The sequence below is a fragment of the Gordonia prachuapensis genome (genome assembly GCF_036350515.1).
In the GTDB taxonomy this organism is placed as follows: Bacteria; Actinomycetota; Actinomycetes; order Mycobacteriales; family Mycobacteriaceae; genus Gordonia; species Gordonia prachuapensis.
Window position 1 is genome coordinate 46,496 of record NZ_JAZDUE010000001.1, and the last position, 20,131, is coordinate 66,626.

Annotated in this window: 15 protein-coding genes; 9 read left to right on the forward strand and 6 right to left on the reverse strand. The window is 67.4% G+C overall.

Annotated elements, in window-relative coordinates:
• Positions 1 to 89 precede the first annotated feature (89 nt).
• From V1Y59_RS00210 to V1Y59_RS00220, 3 genes are all read left to right on the forward strand, one after another.
• Positions 90 to 1,136, forward strand: coding sequence for a YdcF family protein (locus V1Y59_RS00210; protein ID WP_330502846.1), 1,047 nt, complete (start codon positions 90 to 92; stop codon positions 1,134 to 1,136).
• A 65-nt stretch (positions 1,137 to 1,201) separates the two neighbouring features.
• A complete protein-coding gene (locus V1Y59_RS00215) occupies positions 1,202 to 3,046 on the forward strand; it encodes a pyruvate kinase (RefSeq protein WP_330502847.1) in 1,845 nt (614 codons plus the stop codon).
• A gap of 27 nt (positions 3,047 to 3,073) precedes the next feature.
• Positions 3,074 to 3,772, forward strand: a complete 699-nt coding sequence (locus V1Y59_RS00220) for a DUF2275 domain-containing protein (RefSeq protein WP_330502848.1) — start codon at positions 3,074 to 3,076, stop codon at positions 3,770 to 3,772.
• A gap of 6 nt (positions 3,773 to 3,778) precedes the next feature.
• Here the strand turns inward: V1Y59_RS00220 and V1Y59_RS00225 are convergent, their stop codons facing one another.
• The gene (locus V1Y59_RS00225) at positions 3,779 to 4,456 is read right to left on the reverse strand and encodes a DUF5134 domain-containing protein (RefSeq protein ID WP_330502849.1); all 678 of its coding nucleotides are present in this window, start codon (positions 4,454 to 4,456) and stop codon (positions 3,779 to 3,781) included.
• Complete coding sequence (locus tag V1Y59_RS00230) at positions 4,453 to 5,955, reverse strand: PepSY-associated TM helix domain-containing protein (protein ID WP_330502850.1); 1,503 nt, start codon at positions 5,953 to 5,955, stop codon at positions 4,453 to 4,455. Before V1Y59_RS00230 ends, V1Y59_RS00225 begins: the two co-directional genes overlap by 4 nt.
• 241 nt (positions 5,956 to 6,196) lie before the next feature.
• On the opposite strand from V1Y59_RS00230, the gene V1Y59_RS00235 reads away from it, so the two are divergent.
• Entirely contained in the window at positions 6,197 to 8,203 is a 2,007-nt protein-coding gene (locus tag V1Y59_RS00235; RefSeq protein ID WP_330502851.1) for a cytochrome c oxidase assembly protein, read from the forward strand.
• On the opposite strand, the gene V1Y59_RS00240 is transcribed toward V1Y59_RS00235, so the two are convergent.
• Positions 8,161 to 10,473, reverse strand: a complete 2,313-nt coding sequence (locus V1Y59_RS00240; protein WP_330502852.1) for a heavy metal translocating P-type ATPase — start codon at positions 10,471 to 10,473, stop codon at positions 8,161 to 8,163. The genes V1Y59_RS00235 and V1Y59_RS00240 overlap by 43 nt on opposite strands.
• Before the next feature lie 131 nt (positions 10,474 to 10,604).
• Here V1Y59_RS00240 and sigC point away from each other — a divergent pair, with 131 nt between their 5' ends.
• Entirely contained in the window at positions 10,605 to 11,159 is a 555-nt protein-coding gene (gene sigC, locus V1Y59_RS00245; RefSeq protein WP_330502853.1) for an RNA polymerase sigma factor SigC, read from the forward strand.
• Positions 11,160 to 11,256: 97 nt separating this feature from the next.
• Here sigC and V1Y59_RS00250 read toward each other — a convergent pair whose 3' ends face one another.
• From V1Y59_RS00250 to V1Y59_RS00260, 3 genes are all read right to left on the reverse strand, one after another.
• Entirely contained in the window at positions 11,257 to 12,369 is a 1,113-nt protein-coding gene (locus V1Y59_RS00250) for an NDMA-dependent alcohol dehydrogenase (protein WP_330502854.1), read from the reverse strand.
• 37 nt (positions 12,370 to 12,406) lie between these two features.
• Complete coding sequence (locus V1Y59_RS00255) at positions 12,407 to 13,903, reverse strand: aldehyde dehydrogenase family protein (RefSeq protein WP_330502855.1); 1,497 nt, start codon at positions 13,901 to 13,903, stop codon at positions 12,407 to 12,409.
• 138 nt (positions 13,904 to 14,041) lie between these two features.
• The gene (locus V1Y59_RS00260) at positions 14,042 to 15,745 is read right to left on the reverse strand and encodes a sigma-54-dependent Fis family transcriptional regulator (protein ID WP_431309066.1); all 1,704 of its coding nucleotides are present in this window, start codon (positions 15,743 to 15,745) and stop codon (positions 14,042 to 14,044) included.
• On the opposite strand from V1Y59_RS00260, the gene V1Y59_RS00265 reads away from it, so the two are divergent.
• From V1Y59_RS00265 to fusA, 4 genes are all read left to right on the forward strand, one after another.
• The gene (locus tag V1Y59_RS00265) at positions 15,744 to 16,652 is read left to right on the forward strand and encodes an exodeoxyribonuclease III (RefSeq protein ID WP_330502856.1); all 909 of its coding nucleotides are present in this window, start codon (positions 15,744 to 15,746) and stop codon (positions 16,650 to 16,652) included. The two genes, V1Y59_RS00260 and V1Y59_RS00265, sit on opposite strands and share 2 nt — an antisense overlap.
• A gap of 412 nt (positions 16,653 to 17,064) precedes the next feature.
• The gene (gene rpsL / locus V1Y59_RS00270) at positions 17,065 to 17,436 is read left to right on the forward strand and encodes a 30S ribosomal protein S12 (RefSeq protein ID WP_007619326.1); all 372 of its coding nucleotides are present in this window, start codon (positions 17,065 to 17,067) and stop codon (positions 17,434 to 17,436) included.
• Between the two features lie 6 nt (positions 17,437 to 17,442).
• The gene (gene rpsG / locus V1Y59_RS00275) at positions 17,443 to 17,913 is read left to right on the forward strand and encodes a 30S ribosomal protein S7 (protein WP_330502857.1); all 471 of its coding nucleotides are present in this window, start codon (positions 17,443 to 17,445) and stop codon (positions 17,911 to 17,913) included.
• Positions 17,914 to 17,990: 77 nt separating this feature from the next.
• Complete coding sequence (fusA, locus tag V1Y59_RS00280; RefSeq protein WP_330502858.1) at positions 17,991 to 20,096, forward strand: elongation factor G; 2,106 nt, start codon at positions 17,991 to 17,993, stop codon at positions 20,094 to 20,096.
• Positions 20,097 to 20,131: the final 35 nt, after the last annotated feature.

Sequence of the window (20,131 nt, forward strand, 5' to 3'; positions counted from 1 at the left end):
TTCCCCACACCCGGTCCCTGAGGAGCTTCGCGAGGAACGAGCGATGCGTCACGAAGGGGCCCTAATGGGGGTGGTGACAGGATTGGCACATGTACATTTTCGCGGCGGTGTGGGCTCTGCTCGTGTTGAGCGGGCTGATCACCGCGTGGCGTGATCCACGCCGATTGCGCCCCGGTCTCTACTTCGCCGCCGCCGGTGTCCTGGCCGTCATGCTGGTGGTCTTTCTCGGGGTGGCGGCGACGGGCAGCGAACTCACCGCGGCGTGGACGTTGATCGCCGTCGGGATCTGTGGCCTGCTCGCCATCGGCGCCCTCGGCACCTACCTGATCGTCAACGGTGCCGACCTGGCCCGCAAGGAAGGTGTCCGACCCGCGACGCTGCTGTCGTCGGCGCTCGGGACGCTTCTGATCGGGTACGTCGTGGCTGTGTTCATCGGCGTGGTGATCGGGTGGTTCGACGCGGCGGCCTCCAACACGTTCCTTCTCTTCGTGCTGGCCATCGGGCTGCCTGCAGGCTATCTCGGATCCGTGTTCGTCGCGTTCCTGGGATGGTCGCTGGCGTATGCGATCCACGGGCGCCGGCGCGCGCGCAAGGAGCCGGTGGGTGCGGTGATCGTGTTGGGAGCCGGGCTCATCGGTGGCGACCGGGTGAGCCCGCTGTTGGCGGGCCGGCTCGATCGTGGACGGGAACTCCTCGACACCGCGCTCGGCGCCGGTCTCGACCCGATCCTGGTGTGCTCGGGCGGCAGAGGAGGAGACGAGAGGCTGTCCGAGGCCGAGGCGATGTCGAACCATCTCGCCGAGCAGGGCGTGGACGCCGACCGGCTCCGGTTGGAGGACGCGTCCACGGACACCGCCGAGAACCTGGCGTTCACGAAACGGCTACTCGACGAGAACCACATCACCGGAGTGGCCGCCGTCGTCACCAGCGACTACCACGCATTCCGCGCCGCAACGCTCATGCGGTCGGTGGGTATCGACGGATTCAGCACCGGCGCACACACCGCCACCTACTTCTTCCCCAACGCACAGGTCCGCGAGTTTGTCGCGATCCTGCGCGATCACTGGCAGCTCAATCTCGCTGTCGTCGTGGTGTTGTCGGTGCCGTGGGTGATGGCACTGGTGCACGTTTTGTAGGAGTGAGCGCTGGATACCCTCCACGGAGAAAGGCGTGTCGTTCACGTTGCGATGGAGGCGAGATCGTGGGTATCGGTGCCGAGCGGAGGAGTCGTCTGACCCGACTTCGCGACGAGGTCGAGGCCTTGCGGGACGAAGCGCTCGCCGCCGAATCGTCGGCCGCCGACCAGCTGTCGGAAGTACAGCCCGAACATCGGGCAGGAGCCGTCAACGCGCTGCACTATCGAGCGGTGCGTGCGCACGACCTTCGGGATCTGCAGCCGCGACTGGCCGCCGAGGGCCTGTCGTCGCTGGGCCGGATGGAATCCGGGGTGCTGGCCAACCTCACGGCGGTCATCCGCATCATCGATGACGCGCTCGCCGAAACCGAATCCCGAGCCGCCGATGAGCACGAGGACGGGGAGCGGACCGACCAGACGCACGTCGACCCAGACGAGGGTAAGGACATGCTCGAGGGCAACGCCGTGGCGTTGCTGGGTGACCAGCCGAAGGGCCGCAGCGCGCGCGTGATGGTGACGATGCCGAGCGCCGCCGCGACCGACGCCGAGCTCGTCCACGATTGTGCGTCAGCCGGAATGAATCTGGCCCGGATCAATTGTGCACATGACGGTCCCGACGCCTGGCGGGCGATGGCCGGTCACATCCGGGATGCGGACCGTGACATCCGGATCGCCATGGATCTGGCGGGCCCGAAACTGCGGACCGGCCCGATCGAGCCGGGGCCGAAGGTGGTGAAGATCAAGCCGCGGCGGGACGCGCTCGGTCGCGTCACGTCGCCCGCGAGGTTCTGGTTCGGCGACGGGCCCGACCGATCGGAAGGTGCGGCCGGCTCGCCGGCGGAGGTGGTGCCGGTCGATGACCACGACTGGCCCGGCGCCCTGACGAAGGGTGACGTAATCACCCTCACCGACGCCCGAGAACGTACCCGCACCCTCACCGTCGATCAGGCCACACCGCACGGTGTTCTGGTGACCTGTGACCGCACTGTCTATCTGACACCGGGAATCGTGCTGCGTACGGACAGTGCCGACGCAGTAGTCGGTGACCTGCCCCCGGTCGAGCAGACGCTCCGGGTCTTCCGCGGCGACATCCTGACCCTGACTGCGGACATGACTCCGACCGCGCCGACCGGCGACGGTGAGCATCGGATCGGGTGCAGCCTGCCCGACATCTTCGACTCCGTCGCGGTCGGCGATCGGGTGTTCTTCGACGACGGCAAGATCGAGGGGACGGTGTCAACGGTCCCCGACGGCGAGATGACGATCGAGATCACCCGCGCCAAGTCCAACGGCACGAAACTGAAAGGGCAGAAGGGCATCAATCTGCCCGACACCGCGCTTGCCATGACCGCGATCACCGATGAGGACGTGACCGCCCTCGATACCGTCGTCGAACTCGCCGACGTGGTGAACCTGTCGTTCGTGCAGGGCCCGGACGACGTAGCCGCACTGCAACGTCTCCTCGAGGAACGTGATGCGACCGACATCGGCATCGTGCTCAAGATCGAGACGGTCACGGGGTTCGAGGCATTGCCCGAGATGCTGCTGCAACTGATGCGCACACGACGCGTCGGCGTGATGATCGCGCGCGGTGACCTCGCCGTCGAGACCGGCTTCGAACGGCTCGCCGAAGTGCAGGAGGAGATCCTGTGGTTGTGCGAGGCCGCTCATGTGCCGGTGGTCTGGGCGACGCAGGTGCTCGATTCGTTGGCCGACCGGGGCCTTCCGACACGCGCCGAGGTCACCGACGCGGCTGCAGGTGAGCGAGCCGAATGCGTGATGCTGAACAAGGGCCCCCACATCGTCGACGCCATCGAGGCGCTCACCGAGATCCTGTCCCGTATGCGCGGACACGTCGACAAGAAGCGCACTCTCATGCGCCGACTCGGTGCATGGCAGGCTGAACGCTGACGTGCCCGGATTGGGCGTCCGGCCAGGATGGGCCATCATGGTGGGGTGCGGTGTGAGGTTGCCCGCGAGGCTTTGTCCGCGCGGATCGACGGCGAATACGAGGGTGTGCCGTCGGCGCGGGTCGACGCACACCTCGACGAGTGCGCCTCGTGCCGGGCCTGGTATGCGCTTGCCGGACGTCAGTCCGAAGCCCTCGCCGGAGTCGGTGAACAGGGCGCTCCCGACCTCACCGACACCATTCTCGCCGGCACCGCGACGTCCTCGCCCGGATTCGTGGGGGTGCGACGACATCTACGCCGCAACATCATCCGGATCGGTCTGACCGGTACCGGCATCGCCCAGATCATCATCGCCATGTTGCAGATGACGGGCACGGACTTCGGGATGCACGGCGAGCACCCGACATCGGCGCACCTGGTCAACGAGACGACCGCCTGGGCGTTGGCGCTCGGCGTGTGCATGGTCGTCGCGGCGTGGTGGCAGCGCGCGCTGCCGGGGCTCCTGGTGGTGCTGAGCGTTTTCACGGTCGTCCTGATCGGCTACGTGATCCACGACGTCGCCGAGGGCGCGGTGACCCTCGCACGAGTCCTGTCGCACCTACCGGTCCTCGCCGGACTCGTCTTCGCCGCCTGGGGCAGTGTCCCGCCCCGTCCGGGCAGCGCACCCGATGACCTGGACCTCGACCACTGGTCGGCCCGCTCCTCTCGGGGCCGACCGGCGGCATGACCCGCATCAGACCATCGCGAAGAACATGATCGCCATGCCCGCGGCCATGAACACCTGCGCGAGCTCGCCGGTATTGGTGAGCATCGCCGACGCGCGCTCCTGCGGCGCTCCCGCGATGGCGCGCCGACTGAAGTACAGATAGAGCCAGAACACCGCGGCCACCAGAAAACCGATGGCCAGCAGCCAGTTGATCGCCACCACATAGTCGGGCTGCGCGGCGTGGACGTGTGAAGGCGTGTCGCCGGTGTGCTCCGAATGGTCGTGGGCGAGCGGCGTCCCGGACATCGCGAGCGCCATCGTGTGCATCTCGTGGCCCGACTCTCCGGACCCCGAACCGGGCAGGAGATCGCCGTGCATCACGGCATACATCCATGCCATCGCCGCCATCATCACCGCGTGATAGCCGTGCGCGATCCGTTCCGGTGCCTCGTTCGCGAACGCCGCGGCCGCGACCACGAACCATACGGCGGCGAGGAGGAAGAAGACCATCGGCGCCACGGTCGGCCAGTCGGCTCCGAATGGCCACGCCATCACGATCATTGCCGCGGCCATCGCGATGTGCAGGACGTGACTGACCACCCCCGGTCGGCCGAGCCGATGTGTGGTCAGGGAGTACCCGAACTCCGCGATCGAGAGAGCGAACAGAACGGTGACGACCCAGCGCAACGCGAGATCTGCGATCACGCACGCACCTCCTTGGCCATTCCACGCTTGTCCGTGTCATTCCGGTCCGTGCCACGCGTGTCCGTATCCCGGCTCCGAAATGCCCCGATCACCGTGTCGACCGCGATGAACAGAGCCAACGGCAGACCGAACAGCGGCATGTACCAACCGATCACCGCCACGACGGCGACGACCGCGACCGCCTCTGCCGGTTTCAGCTCGCCGAGCGCGCCGCGTCGCGGGGGTGTCGCCAGCGCCCGTTGTGAACGGGTCGGGCGGCGCCGCCACCACATCAGGTAGCCCAGCACGATCATCGTGATCAGCCCGATCGCCAGGGCGGCGAGCGCGATCTGGTTGGCGAGCCCGAAGTAGATACCCATGTGCAGGCCGATGAACGTGGAGGTCGCCTTGGCCATGAACGGCCAGTCGGCGTAGTCCACGCGGTCGACGATCTCGTCCGTGGTGGGATCGACGGTGACCGCGTCGTAGCTCTCGGGGAAGTTGCGCTTGTTCTCCCGCACCGACCACGCGGTGTCCGCGTCGGTGGCCGGTGTGATCACCAGCGGATCGCGCAGGCCGGCAGCGCCGGCCGCGGCGTACACACCGTCGACGGCGCTCACGTCGATGTCGGCGGCGGCAGCGCTCGCGGCGCCGTGGCCGTGTCCGCCGTGACCACCGTCGTCGGATGCCTCGCCGCTCAAGGACGTGGACGCGGTCGGCGTGGTCCACGACATCGCGGTCCGCAGATCTGCGATGTTCGCCCCGGTCCACCGGGACCAACTCAGGCCCGACGCGGACAGCGCGAGGAGCCCGATGATGACCCAGATACCGATCGCGCCGTGCCAGCTGAGCAGGCGCTGACGTCTGGGCGCGTCGGTGTCCGGGATGAGTAACCGGCGAGTCTTCCGGGTACGGCGCCGATGACCGATCCACAGCACGAGTCCGGCGACCGCCACGAACCACAACCAGCTCGCAGCCAACTCGCTGTAGTTGCGTCCGAATGCGCCGAGATGCAGCGTCCGGTGGAACTCGTCGAACCACGCCCGCAGCGGCATCCATTGCCCGAACGTCGTCAGGGCGCCCCGCACCTCACCGGTGTACGGGTCGACGAACACGGTCCGGCCGTAGCTCTCCGGGACGTCGTCCACCGCGAGAACGACGCGGGTGGTGTCCGCGGGCGCCTCGGGCGGCCGAATCGAACTGACCGTGCCCTCCGGATGTACCGCCCGGGCCGCGGCCACCTGCTGACTGAGCGGGAGGCGCTGCTCACCGACGTCGTCGACGGTCAGTTCGTGGCTGTAGACGGCCCGGTCGATCTGCGGCACGAGGCTGTACAGCAAGCCGGTCACAGCCGCGATCAGCAGGAACGGTCCGACGAGCAGGCCGGCGTAGAAGTGCCACCGCAGCAACAACGGCCGCCAGCGATTCCACGCGCCCTTCGGGACTGCCGTCGCTCGCGACGCATTCTCATCGCCGGACCCCAAATGATCGGGTGTCTCGGGTGGCGAACTCGCGGTCATTCGAAGAACTCCGTTCTGTGCGGCAGTCAGCGGCCGACGGGCATTGGGCTGGTGTTCATGCCGGGCTGTCAGCAGGACGTCATACGAGTAGTCGTGTCGGGGTGCGGCCCGGTTCCCGGGAGTCCTGAGGAGATCGATGTGACGTGGAACGCTTTTTCGTGGTGACGACGCCCGGTCGTAGAGTTGACCGCGACCCACGCTCTCCCGGCGGCATCCCGGCCGGACGATCACCCAGGACCTCATGACCCGCACAGCCCCGCACCGCCCGCGCACCGTCACCACGACGACAGCGGCCCCGGCGATGGTGGTGTCGGCGGCCATCGCGCTGGGGGTGCTCGCGCTCGTCGGTTACGCGATCGTGTCCGGGACGTCGCGGTTCCGCGAGACGGGCGACAGTTTTCCCGGCTGGTTCACCGCGGTGGCGACGCCGGCCGGATTCTTCGGCGTCTCGACTCTGGCGGCGATCACGGTCGGGTCGCTCGTCTACGTGACGATCTGTTCCCGCCCCGACGCCGACGGCATGATCGGCATCGAGACCTTCCGCGCACATCGGCTCATCGCGACCGTCGCGCCTGCCTGGATGGTCGGTGCCCTCGTGATGGTCGTCATCACCGCGGCCGATCAGTCCGGGGTGTCGACCGGCACGCTGATCAGCACGTCGGGTGCACTGTCGCTGATCGAGACCTCCGAGCAGGCGGTGGCCTGGCTGGTCAGCGCCTGCTGTGCCCTGCTGATCGCTGTCGTGGCCCGGATCAGCCTCTCGTGGACCGCGCACACCCTCCTGCTGGTTCCGGGCCTGATCGCCGCGGTGGCGCTGCCGGTCGCCGGCAATGCGGGTCAGGGCCCCGACCACGATTTCACGACGACCGCGGTGATCGTGTTCGGTGCAGCCGTCGCGGTGCTGACCGGTCTCCGGGTCGCGACCGCGCTGACACTGCACCGCGACACCCCTCTCGTCGACCGGGTGCAGGCCGGCCGGCGCGTCGCGTGGACACTCGTCGTCCTCGACCTCGTGGTGGTCGTGTACGGGGCGATCCTGCTCGCCTTCCTCCTACCGATGAACGACGTGGTGAGCACCGCCTACGGCCGGTGGGCCCTGATCGCCGCGATGGCCGTCGGCGTCGGTGTGGCCGCCGACGTCCGGTTGCTGATCGATATGCGGCGTGCGACGCAATTGCCGACGACGGCGACGGCCCTGCTGCAGGTGGGTGTGGTGGCCGCGGTGACGTTGCAGACCGCCCTCGCCGGGATGGCGACCCGGACCGCGCCGGCGTTCCTGGCGCACGAGTTCACCGCATGGGACGTCTTCCTCGGTTACGAACTGCCCGACCCGCCGTCCATCGCGCGGTTGGCGTTCCTGTGGCGTTTCGACCTGTTCCTCGGGGTCGGTGCGATCGCGTTGGCCGTCGTGTACCTGGTCGGCGTCCGGCGACTGCGGCGCCGCGGCATCGAATGGCAGTGGGCGAGAACCCTGTCGTGGGTCCTGGGCTGTGTGTCGCTGCTGGTGGCGACGTCGTCGGGTGTGCGCACCTACGGCAGCGCGATGTTCAGCGTGCACATGGCCGAACACATGGCGCTCAACATGTTCATCCCCGTACTGCTGGTCCTGGGCGCACCCGTCACCCTCGCGCTACGGGCCCTGCCCACCGCCGGGGGCGGACTGCCGGGACCGCGCGAGTGGATCGTCCGGCTCGTGCACTCCGAGTTCACCCGCGTACTGACCAACCCGGTCGCGGCGCTGCTCATCTTCGTGCTGTCGCTCTACGGCGTGTATTTCACGTCGGTGTTCGACACCCTGGCGTACTACCACTGGGGTCACGACCTGATGAGCGTGCACTTCCTGATCACCGGGTATCTCTTCTACTGGATCATCATCGGCATCGACCCAGGGCCCAAGCGACTGCCGTTCCTCGGGCGTCTCGGGCTGCTCTTCGCGATCATGCCGTTCCACGCGTTCTTCGGTATCGCGACCATGACGATGGACTCGGTGATCGGCGGCACCTTCTACACGTCGCTCGGGGTGCCCTGGATCCCGGATCTGCTCGACGACCAGTTCCTCGGCGGTGCGATCGCGTGGGGATCGAGCGAGGTGCCGGCCCTGCTGGTGGTCATCGCGCTCGTGCACCAGTGGGCCACCCAGGACCGTCGCACCGCCCGCCGCAAGGATCGCCATGCCGACACCTACGACGACGACGAGCTCACCGCCTACAACCGGATGCTGACCGAACTCTCCCGGGATCGGGGCTGATCGGCGGGTTCGTTGCCCGTCCACTCCCGTCCCGCGGCGAAGCGCCGCAGCCGCAGGCTGTTGGACACGACGAAGAAGGACGAGAACGCCATCGCCGCGCCCGCGATGAGCGGGTTGAGCAGACCGGCTGCCGCGATCGGGATCGCCGCGACGTTGTAGCCGAACGCCCAGATCATGTTGGTGCGGATGGTCTGCCGGGTGGCGCGGGCCAGGCCGAGTGCCTCGACGACGCTGCGCAGGTCGTGGCGCACCAGGATGATGTCGGCTGCCGCGATCGCCACATCGGTGCCGCGGCCGATGGCCAGACCCAGGTCGGCGGTGACCAGCGCGGGAGCGTCGTTGATGCCGTCGCCGACCATCGCGACGACGCGGCCTTCCTGTCGGAGGCGTTCGATGCGGGCGACCTTCTCGTCGGGCAGCACCTCGGCGACGACCTCATCGATGCCCACCTCGGCGGCGACCTTGCGGGCCGCCTCGGTGTTGTCGCCGGTCACCAGCAACGTCCGCATCCCGAGGCGGCGGAGTTCGGTGACCGTCTCGGCGGCACTCGACTTCACCGTGTCGGCCACCGCGATGGCGCCGCACACGGCGCCGTCGATGGCCACGTAGACTACGGTCTGGCCGGCGCCTTCGGCGTCACGGCGGGCGCGTGCGAGCCCGGCCGGCACCGCGGCGCCCTTGGCCACCCACCGTGGCGAACCCACCTGCACCTGCCGTCCGCCGACAACCCCGTGTACACCCTTGCCGGGTTCGGCCACGAAGTCCGTGACGTCGCCGCCATCGGCGTCGGATGCGGCCGCGATCGCCTTGGCGACCGCGTGTTCGGAGGCGGACTCGAGGGTCGCGGCCGCACGGAGCACATCGTCGCGTTCGTGACCGGTCGCCACCGACACCGAGACGATGTCGAGTGCGCCGTTGGTGAGGGTGCCGGTCTTGTCGAACACCACGGTGTCCACCTCGCGGGAGGCATCGAGTGCCTGATGGCCTTTGAGGAAGATGCCGAGCTGGGCGCCCCGGCCCGATGCGACCATCAGCGCGGTCGGCGTCGCGAGCCCCAATGCGCATGGGCAGGCGATGATCAGAACGGCCAGGCCGGCGCCGACCGCATTGTCGACGTCGCCGTCGACGACCAGCCACGTGATCATCGTCGCGAGGGCGATCACGATCACGATCGGCACGAAGACGCCGGCGATCCGGTCGGCGAGGCGCTGGATGTCGGCCTTGGCGCTCTGCGCCTGCTCCACCAGGCGCAGCATCGCCGCGAACTGCGTGTCGTCGCCGACGCGCGCGGCCTCCACGATCAGCCGCCCGTTGAGCGCGGTCGTCCCGCTGATCACGGCGTCACCTTCGTCGACGTCGACGGGGCGTGACTCCCCGGTCATGGCGCTCATGTCGATCGCGGATGCACCCGAGATCACCAGTCCGTCGGCGGCGACGGTCTCGCCGGGACGGACGACGAACTGTTGGCCTTCCTTGAGTTCACCGACGGGGATACGCATCTCGGTGCCGTCGGCGAGCACGATCGCGACGTCCCTGGCCCCCAGCGCGGCGAGCGCGCGCAACGCCCCGCCGGCGCGTGATCGTGCACGTGCCTCGAAGTAGCGGCCCGCGAGCACGAAGACCGTGACTCCGGCGGCGACCTCGAGATAGATCGAGTCGCTGCCGAGGATGGCCTCCCAGACGCCGACGTCGCGGATCTCCGCGCCGGCGGCGAACATCGAATACAGCGACCACCCGGTGGCCGAGATGATGCCGATGCTGATGAGCGTCTCCATCGACAGCGCGCCCACGCGCAGATTGCGGACCGCGACCCGATAGAACGGCCACGCGCAGTAGGTGACGATCGGCGCGGCCAGGGCGGTCAGGATCCACTGCCAGCCGCTGATGCGGGTGGCCGGGACCGTCGCGAACATGATCGACAGGTCGGCGAGCGGGACGAACAGGACGAGCGCGATGACCATCCGACGGAAGAGCGCATGCGCGGCGCGTAGATCTGGGTCGTCGTCGGGATCGATCGGCCCGGACACACGGCGCTGCGCCGAATATCCCGCGGCGTCGACGACGGTGCACAGTTCGTCGTCGTCGAACGATCCGGGGGCGTCGATCGTCGCGATCCTGGTCGCATAGTTCACCGAGGCCCGGACGCCGTCGACCTTGTTGAGCTTTCGCTCCACCCGAGCCGCGCATGCGCCGCAGCTCATGCCGGACACCTCGAGTTCCACCCGGCGGGTCTCCTCGGCACCTACCGCCAACGGGGTGACCTGTGTCACGCTGCCTCCAATGTTCACCCATGCCGGTGCACATCCACCGGCACATGCCTCCAGATGAGTAGTCGCACAGGATGGCCGCGGAGTTCCCGGCACCCGACGACGGGCTGTAGTACGTCGGATACGGTTGCCGGGTGACCACGAGGCCGGGCGACGACGAGGTGACCCGTCTCGCCGTGGCTGCGTCCCACGGTGATCGACTCGCTCTGGAGGCCTTCGTCAAGGCTACGCGCGAGGATGTGTGGCGATTCGTGGGGTATTTGGCGGATCGCCGCAGTGCCGACGACCTCACCCAGGACACCTATCTGAGGGCGATCGGCGCACTGCCGCGCTTCCGCGCCGGATCGTCGGGCCGGACCTGGCTGCTCGCGATAGCCCGGCGAACCGTCGCCGACCATTTCCGGAGAGCGGCGTCGCGCCCGCAGCTCTCGCTGACACCGCCGGACACGATCGCCGCCTCTCCACGGCGCAGCATGCGCCACGACGACCACGTCGAGTTGGAGATGCTCGTCGAGGGGCTGGCCGAGGATCGGCGGGCGGCGTTCGTGCTGACCCAGATCCTCGGCATCGGATACGCCGATGCCGCCGTCGTCTGTGGCTGTCCGGTCGGCACCATTCGTTCACGCGTGGCACGAGCCCGCGACGACCTGATGGCGGCCTACGAGTCGGGAGAACGACACACCGGCTGACCTTCGCCGTGGGCGGTGGCGCGACGTGGGCCGGCCCGGACGCGGCAGGGAGCCACGCGCCCGGGCCGGGGTTCTCGGTGCGGTGCCGAACCGGAGATCAGTGGTCGTGGATGAGCACGCCGCGGATGTTCTTCCCGTCGCGCAGATCCTGGTAACCGTCGTTCACCTGGTCGAGCGTGTAGGTCGTGGTGACCAGTTCGTCGAGCTTGAGCTGGCCGGCGTCGTAGAGCCGCAGCAGCCGGACGATGTCGTACTGCGGGTTGGCCGACCCGAACAGGCTGCCCTTGATGGACTTCTCGTTCAGGGTGAGATCGATACCGGGCCAGTGCACGGTGAACTTCTCGGGGCTCGACAGTCCGGTCAGCACCACCGTTCCGCCCTTGCCGACGGCACCGATCGCTGCCGACACGACCTCCTCGTCCACGGTGCCGACGGTCACGATCGCGGTGTCGGCGCCCTGGCCCCAACTGATCTCGGTGATCGTCTGCTGTGCCTCGGCGGCGCTCGCGAATGCGTGGGTGGCGCCGAACTTGATGGCGGTGTCGCGCTTGAACGCCACCGGGTCGACGACGATGACGTGTTTGGCGCCCGCGTGCACGGCACCCTGCACCGAGTTGATGCCGATGCCGCCGATGCCGTAGATGACCACGATGTCGCCGGCGCGTACGTTGCCGGTGTACACCGCCGACCCCCATCCGGTGGGGACACCGCATCCGACCAGGACGGCCTTCTCCAGGGGGAGCCAGTCGTCGACCTTCACCACCGAATGCTGGCTGATCGTCGCACGTTCGGCGAACGTGCCGAGCATGCACATGGCGCCGAAATCCGTGTCACCGTTGTGGAATCGGAACGAGCCGTCCGGCATCGATCCCTCGAGGATGGTGGCGCCCATGTCGCACAGGGACTGGCGTCCGGTCGAGCAGTATCTGCAGGTGCCGCAGTTCGGGATGAAGCTGCACACCACGTGGTCGCCGGGTTTGACCTTGGTGACCCCCGGACCCACCTCCTCGATGATCCCGGCACCTTCGTGACCGCCGACGATCGGGAACCGCGGCGGCAGGTCGCCGTCGGTGAGGTGCAGGTCGGAATGACACAGCCCGGCGGCGGTGTACTTGATGAGTACTTCGCCGTCCTTGGGTGGATCGAGGGTGAGCTCGGTGATCTCGAACGGTTTGCCGGGGCCGGTGAGGACAGCTGCTTTGGTTTTCATGATTGTTCGCTCCTTTGCGACGGGTGGGGAGTGGTGATCAGAGTGCGACGTTGACGGCTTTCGTCTGCGTGTAGAGGTCGATCGCGGACGTACCGAGTTCGCGACCCCACCCACTTTGTTTGTAGCCCCCGAATGGCATCGCGGTGTCGAAACCGTTGTATTGGTTGACCCACACCGATCCGGCCTTGATCGCGCGGGCCGTCTTGTGTGCCTTGGACAGATCCTTGGTCCAGATGCCGGCGGCCAGCCCGTAGATGGAATCGTTTGCGGCAGCGGCTACTCCGGAATCGGCATCGAACGGCAGGGCCGCGACGACCGGTCCGAAGATCTCCTCGGTCACGATCGAGAAGGACGGTTCGACGTCGACGAACACGGTCGGCTCGATGAAGAAACCTTCGTCGCCCCAACGTTTTCCGCCCGTCAGAGCCCGCGCGCCGTCGGCGAGGCCGGCCGCGAGGTAGCCGGAGACGCGGTCGAACTGCTCCTGACTGACCAGGGGGCCGAGTTCGGTCGTCGGATCGAGTCCGGGTCCGATCTTCGCCTGCGATGCGGCCTCGGCGACGGCGGCGGTGAAATCGTCGAAGATGGGCCGCTCGACGAACAGGCGCGTGCCGGCCACGCAGCACTGGCCGTGGTTGAACATCCACGCGGCCACCGAACCGGCGACCGCCTTCTCGAAGTCGGCGTCGGCGAACACGATGTTCGGGCTCTTTCCGCCGAGCTCCAGCGACACCTTCTTCAGGTTGCCCCTGGCCGCGTCGACGATCTTTTTTCCGACCTCGGTCGAACCGGTGAACGCGATCTTGTCGACATCGTCGTGCGCGGAGAGCGCCGCTCCCGCGTCGCCGAATCCGGTGACGATGTTGACCACACCCGGCGGGAAACCGGCTTCCTGGAAGATCTCACCGAGCAACAGAGCCGTCAGAGGGGTCTGTTCGGCCGGCTTCAGGATCACCGTGTTGCCGGCGGCGAGCGCCGGGGCCAGCTTGAACGCGGCCATCAGGAGCGGGAAGTTCCACGGCACGATCAGTCCGCAGACGCCCACCGGCTCGCGCAGGGTGTAGGCGTGGAACTCGCCGCCGGGGACGAAGGGCATCGACACGTCGACCGTCGAACCGGTGATCTTGGTGGCCAGGCCGGCGTTGTACCGGAAGATGTCGGCCGACCAGTTCATGTCCACAGCGGTGGCGATGGTCGCCGCCTTGCCGTTGTCGAGCGCCTCGAGCTGGCCGAACTCAGCGGCTCGCTCGGTCAGGAGGTCGCCGACCCGCCAGAGCAGTCGTTCGCGTTCGTTGGGCTTCATCCGCGACCACGGACCGTCGTCGAATGCCTGGCGTGCCGCGCGGACGGCGCGGTCGATGTCGCCGGCGTCACCGTGGGCGACGGAGGTGATCGGCCGTGCGGTCGCGGGGTCGATCGTCTCGAACGTGCGGCCGGTCTGCGCCCATACCCACTCACCCCCGATCAGCATCGGGCGGTCCGCGGCGATGAAGTCGCGGATCCGGGGAAGCAGGTCGGTGGCGACGGCGGTCATGGAATCCTCCTGGTCGATGGCAGATCAGAAGTGATCTGGGTCATAGGTGTGACCTGCTTCATTTCTGCCACCGATGGCCGGGGTCGAGCTGTCCAGAAAATGAACAGCCACGTGGACAGCAGCCGGACCGGACTCCGCTCAGATTCCCAACGCGCGCATGCGCGCATACAGCGTGGTGCGGCTGATGCCGAGTTCGCGTGCGGCGTGCACTTTGTTGCCGCCGACTCGGTCGAGGGCCTCGATGATCGCGATCCGCTCGGCCTGTTCCCGGCCGGACAGATGTGCGGCGCGACTCGTCGTGCGGTGGGTCGGTGGGAGATCGGTGGGTTCGACCACCTTCGCGCCGCGTGCGGTACATCCGTCGGCGGCTTGACGCAGAACGGATTCGAGCTCGGAGAAGTTGCCCGGCCAGTCCTGACTCAGCAATGCGTCGGTGGCCTTGCCGGACAGCGTGAGTCCGGGGTGGATGCACTCGAGCACCCCGCTGGCGATCGCGGCGAACTCGGAGTTGCGATGCCGCAGGGGCGGCAGGTCGATGCGACGCCCACAGCGCCCGATGAGCGCGGCGACGCCTACCGTGAGCTGCTCGCGGGGAGCGCTCACGATGATCATCGGCGCGTCGCCGGACCAGGTCGCCGCGGCTTTCCCGAGGAGTGCCACCGACCGGTCGTCGAGGAGGTCGACGCCGTCGACGATCAGCGGCGCGTGCCGGGCCCGGGCCCGGGCGATCGACCCGACCACGTCCGGTTGCCGCCCGTCGATCAGGTCGTCGGCGACGTCGACGACCACTGCCTGCGGCCCCGGAAAATGTTCGAGGAGGGCGGTGGCGTGTGTCGAGCGACCGGTGCCGGGCTCTCCGGTGATCGTGACGGTGATCGCCTGTGCGGCAGGCGTTGACCGCGAGGCCGGTGCCGACGACCCGGGCTGGGTCGGCCGGAACCGGAACATGGCCGCACCCCGCGCACCGGCGACCGGCTCGATAGCGACCTCGATCTCGACGCCGGAGACCAGCGTCAGCGGCAGCACCGTCTCACGCAGGCCGGGATCGCACGCGAAGGCTCGCAGAACCCCGATGTCGGTGGGGGACAAAAGTTCTGCGGCCAACGCATTCGTCAGCTGCAGATCGTCGCCGATCGCGGCGACCGCGATGTCACGGCGAGGTGCGGCGCGCTGGAATGCGTCGAGCACGCGCCGCTGATGGGCCCGGGAACGATCGAGTAGGCGGTCCGCGATGTCGGCGACGACCTGGTTGACGAAGGGGACGGCGAGAGGATTGATGCGCTCGGCGGTCTCGGACATGCAGATGATGCCGGCGAGACGCCGGGTGGCGGGGTGCACGATCGGCTGCCCGAAACAACTGATGGACTTGAACCGCTCGAGGTAGTGCTCGCTGCTGTTGACCGCGATTCCCCCGCGGATCTCCGCGGGCGTGCCGAGCGCCGTCGTGCCGACGACCTCTTCACCGAACGGCGCTCCGGGGGTGGCGCCGAGTTCGTCGAGGGTGCGCTCGATCGCGGCGCCGAACGCGACCCGTGACACCATCCGGCATTCGTGGTCGACCAGCAGTAGCGACATGTCGGTGTCGGCCAACCGGGTGGCCGCGTCGTCGAGAACGGGCCGAGCCGCATCGAGCAGTGGATCGGCGGATGCGATGTCGACCACTGCGCTGGGGGTCGGGTCCGCGGGCCGTACGCCAGACATCGCCGACCGCCGCCACGAGTACTCGATGACAGCTCGGCGTGGCGCGTGGTCGGAGGGTCGGGTGGAGACGTCGATGCAGACAAACGTGACACAGGTCACCGTGAATGCCAAGTCCGACCCGGCCGCTACCGTTGACCCCATGCGAGTCGCCACCTGGAACGTGAACTCGGTCAAGCAGCGGATTCCGCGGTTGCTGCCCTGGTTGGATCAGCGCCAACCGGACGTCGTCTGTCTGCAGGAGACCAAACTCTCCGACGACGCCTTCCACGAGGTTCTCGGTGACGATCTGGCCGAGCGGGGTTACGAGATCGCCCACGTGGGCCAGGGACAGTGGAACGGTGTCGCGCTGTTGTCGAAGGTCGGCCTCGACGATGTCCGTCGTGGCTTCGACGGTGTCCCCGGCTACCCCGAATCCGACTCGCCGACCGAGGCCCGAGCGGTGTCGGCGGTGTGTGGGGGAGTGCGCATCCACTCGCTGTACGTGCCGAACGGACGGACCCCCGATTCCGACCACTACCGGTACAAGCTCGAGTGGCTCGCCCGGTTGCGGGACAGCGTGGCCGCGGGCAACGGCGACGATTCCGCGGCCAACACGATGCTGTGCGGCGACATGAACATCGCGCCAGCCGACGCCGATGTGTTCGATCCGGATGCCTACGTCGGGCACACCCACGTCACCGAACCCGAACGGGCGGCCCTCGCCGCGTTCGACTCGCTCGGGCTGCACGACGTCGTCCGCGACCGGTGGCCCGACGACCGGGTGTTCAGTTACTGGGACTACCGGGCGGGCATGTTCCACAAGGATCTCGGTATGCGCATCGACCTCGTCCTCGCCGGCGGGCCCGTCGCCGAGCGGGTCGCTGCCGCCTGGATCGACCGGCAGGCGCGCAAGGGCAGCAAACCGAGCGACCACGCGCCGGTGATCGTCGACCTCGACACCGCCCCCGACGGGGACGTCGGTCCGGTCGTGCCGCCGCCGTCGAATCCGGCCAAGCGGGGTGCCGGGGTGAAGCTGCCGCAATCCGCCGACATCGGCCCGACCGAGTAGTTCGTCCCCCAGACATCGGAGTTTCCGCTGGTTGCAGCTGGGGGAGGAAGCAACGTCCGGGGGAAGAAGTGGCCGGCGCCCAGCGCTGGGAACTTCAGCGGGACAGTTGCCGTTAACGTCCCGGATCCGTTTTTTGACCTGTGCAAACTCGGTCGGTAGAGTGGTTCGCCGGTGCCCGGCCCATGCTGGGCCAGTCCGCATGCCCGGGTAACCTGGGGCACACGGCCTGACAGGCGATACCGTCGTCGAGTGTATGACACGCCCGACCTCGGGGTAGCAAAATTGTACTGACCAGCGAGAAATCGCTGGTGGGGCGAGTTGTGGAAGCAACGTAATCGGAAACGGTTCTCGATGCTTGCCCGGAGCACCAACCGCAACAGATGCCAACATCAACATAAGGAATGAACACCTAGTGCCAACCATCAATCAGCTGGTCCGCAAGGGCCGTCACGACAAGGCTGCCAAGACCAAGACCGCGGCCCTCAAGGGGAGCCCGCAGCGTCGTGGCGTGTGCACCCGCGTCTACACCACCACCCCGAAGAAGCCGAACTCCGCGCTGCGCAAGGTCGCCCGTGTGCGCCTGACCAGCTCCGTCGAGGTCACCGCTTACATCCCCGGTGAGGGCCACAACCTGCAGGAGCACTCGATGGTGCTCGTCCGTGGCGGTCGTGTGAAGGACCTCCCGGGTGTGCGCTACAAGGTCATCCGCGGCTCACTCGACACCCAGGGTGTCAAGGACCGCAAGCAGGCCCGCAGCCGCTACGGCGCGAAGAAGGGGAACTGATAAGTCATGCCACGTAAAGGACCCGCACCCAAGCGCCCCCTGATCAACGACCCCGTCTACGGTTCGCCGCTGGTCACCCAGCTGGTCAACAAGATCCTGCTGGACGGCAAGAAGTCGACCGCCGAGCGCATCGTGTACGGCGCGCTCGAGCAGGCCCGCGACAAGACCGGCACCGACCCGGTCATCACCCTCAAGCGCGCCCTCGACAACGTGAAGCCGACCCTCGAGGTGAAGAGCCGCCGCGTCGGTGGCGCCACCTACCAGGTCCCGGTCGAGGTCAAGCCGAACCGTGCCAACACCCTCGCCCTGCGCTGGCTGGTGACCTTCAGCCGTCAGCGTCGCGAGAAGACGATGGTCGAGCGTCTGGCCAACGAGCTGCTCGACGCCTCCAACGGTCTCGGCGCGTCGGTCAAGCGTCGCGAGGACACCCACAAGATGGCCGAGGCCAACCGGGCGTTCGCGCACTACCGCTGGTGAGAACCTGCTCCGCGTGACGGCCACCCGTCACGCGGAGCCCAAGCCCTGTTCAACAGCAATTCCCGAAGGGAAACCACGTGGCACAGGAAGTGCTCAGCGACCTCAAAAAGGTTCGCAACATCGGCATCATGGCCCACATCGATGCCGGCAAGACCACCGCAACCGAGCGAATCCTCTTCTACACCGGTGTGAACTACAAGATCGGTGAGACCCACGACGGTGCCTCGACCACCGACTGGATGGAGCAGGAGAAGGAGCGGGGTATCACCATCACCTCCGCGGCCGTCACCTGTTTCTGGAACAAGAACCAGATCAACATCATCGACACCCCCGGGCACGTCGACTTCACCGTCGAGGTGGAGCGCAGCCTGCGCGTGCTCGACGGTGCGGTTGCCGTGTTCGACGGCAAGGAAGGCGTCGAGCCGCAGTCCGAGCAGGTCTGGCGGCAGGCGGAGAAGTACGAAGTTCCGCGCATCTGCTTCGTCAACAAGATGGACAAGCTCGGTGCCGACTTCTTCTTCACCGTGCGCACCATCGAGGAGCGTCTCGGTGCCAAGCCGCTCGTGCTGCAGCTGCCGATCGGTGCCGAGGACAGCTTCGACGGCGTCGTCGACCTGATCGAGCAGAAGGCCATCACCTGGCGCGGCACCGTCGAGATCGGCGCCGAGCCGACCATCGAGGAGATCCCCGCGGATCTGGCCGATCAGGCCGCCGAGTACCGCGAGAAGCTGCTCGAGACCGTCGCCGAGAGCGACGAGGCCCTGCTGGAGAAGTACTTCGGTGGCGAGGAGCTCTCCGTCGAGGAGATCAAGGGCGCCATCCGCAAGCTGACGATCGCCCGCGAGTACTACCCGGTCATCTGTGGCTCGGCGTTCAAGAACAAGGGTGTCCAGCCGATGCTGGACGCGATCATCGATTACCTGCCGAACCCGCTCGACGTCCCGTCGGTCGAGGGTCATGCCGTGGGTAACGAAGAAGAAGAGATGTCGCGCAAGCCGTCCTCGGACGAGCCGTTCTCCGCGCTGGCATTCAAGATCGCCGCACACCCGTTCTTCGGCAAGTTGACCTTCGTGCGTGTCTACTCGGGCCGCATCAACGCCGGCACCCAGGTCCTCAACGCGACCAAGGGCAAGAAGGAACGCGTCGGCAAGCTCTTCCAGATGCATGCCAACAAGGAGAACCCGGTCGAGGATGCGACCGCAGGCCACATCTACGCGATGATCGGCCTGAAGGACACCACCACCGGTGACACCCTGTGCGATCCGAACTCGCCGATCGTGCTGGAATCGATGAGCTTCCCGGACCCGGTCATCAACGTCTCGATCGAGCCGAAGACCAAGTCCGACCAGGAGAAGCTGTCGACGGCCATCCAGAAGCTCGCCGAAGAGGACCCGACCTTCTCGGTCCAGCTCGACGAGGAGACCGGCCAGACCGTCATCGGCGGTATGGGCGAGCTCCACCTCGACATCCTGGTCGACCGCATGAAGCGGGAGTTCAAGGTCGAGGCGAACGTCGGCAAGCCGCAGGTCGCCTACCGCGAGACCATCCGCAAGGCGGTCGACAAGCACGAGTACACCCACAAGAAGCAGACCGGTGGTTCCGGCCAGTTCGCGAAGGTCATCGTCAAGCTCGAGCCCCTGGTGGACGCCGAGGACGGCGCGACCTACGAGTTCGACAACGCCGTGACCGGTGGCCGTGTGCCGCGCGAGTACATCCCGTCGGTCGACGCCGGTATCCAGGACGCCATGCAGTACGGCGTGCTGGCCGGGTACCCGCTGGTCAACATCAAGGCCACCCTGCTCGACGGTCAGTACCACGACGTCGACTCGTCGGAAATGGCCTTCAAGATCGCAGGCCAGCAGGTCCTCAAAGAGGCTGCGAAGCTGGCCGGTCCGGTGATCCTCGAACCGCTGATGGCGGTCGAGGTCACCACACCCGAGGACTACATGGGTGACGTGATCGGCGACCTGAACTCCCGCCGTGGCCAGATCCAGGCCATGGAGGAGCGCAGTGGTGCACGTGTCGTCAAGGCACAGGTGCCGCTGTCGGAGATGTTCGGCTACATCGGAGACCTTCGGTCGAAGACCCAGGGCCGGGCAAACTACTCCATGGTGTTCGACTCGTACGCGGAGGTTCCGTCGAACGTGTCGAAGGAAATCATCGCGAAGGCCACCGGCGAGTAATCGTCGGCGACCATCGCGACCGCGCTGGCCCACAA

Excerpts from the sequence above, each read along its gene's own strand:
- V1Y59_RS00235 (WP_330502851.1), top strand. The coding sequence starts at position 6,197 with ATGACCCGCACAGCCCCGCACCGCCCGCGCACCGTCACCACGACGACA.
- V1Y59_RS00265 (WP_330502856.1), top strand. The coding sequence starts at position 15,744 with ATGCGAGTCGCCACCTGGAACGTGAACTCGGTCAAGCAGCGGATTCCG.
- V1Y59_RS00230 (WP_330502850.1), bottom strand. The coding sequence starts at position 5,955 with ATGACCGCGAGTTCGCCACCCGAGACACCCGATCATTTGGGGTCCGGC.
- V1Y59_RS00260 (WP_431309066.1), bottom strand. The coding sequence starts at position 15,745 with ATGGGGTCAACGGTAGCGGCCGGGTCGGACTTGGCATTCACGGTGACC.
- V1Y59_RS00220 (WP_330502848.1), top strand. The coding sequence starts at position 3,074 with ATGGGCCATCATGGTGGGGTGCGGTGTGAGGTTGCCCGCGAGGCTTTG.
- V1Y59_RS00210 (WP_330502846.1), top strand. The coding sequence starts at position 90 with ATGTACATTTTCGCGGCGGTGTGGGCTCTGCTCGTGTTGAGCGGGCTG.
- V1Y59_RS00255 (WP_330502855.1), bottom strand. The coding sequence starts at position 13,903 with ATGACCGCCGTCGCCACCGACCTGCTTCCCCGGATCCGCGACTTCATC.
- rpsG (WP_330502857.1), top strand. The coding sequence starts at position 17,443 with ATGCCACGTAAAGGACCCGCACCCAAGCGCCCCCTGATCAACGACCCC.
- V1Y59_RS00250 (WP_330502854.1), bottom strand. The coding sequence starts at position 12,369 with ATGAAAACCAAAGCAGCTGTCCTCACCGGCCCCGGCAAACCGTTCGAG.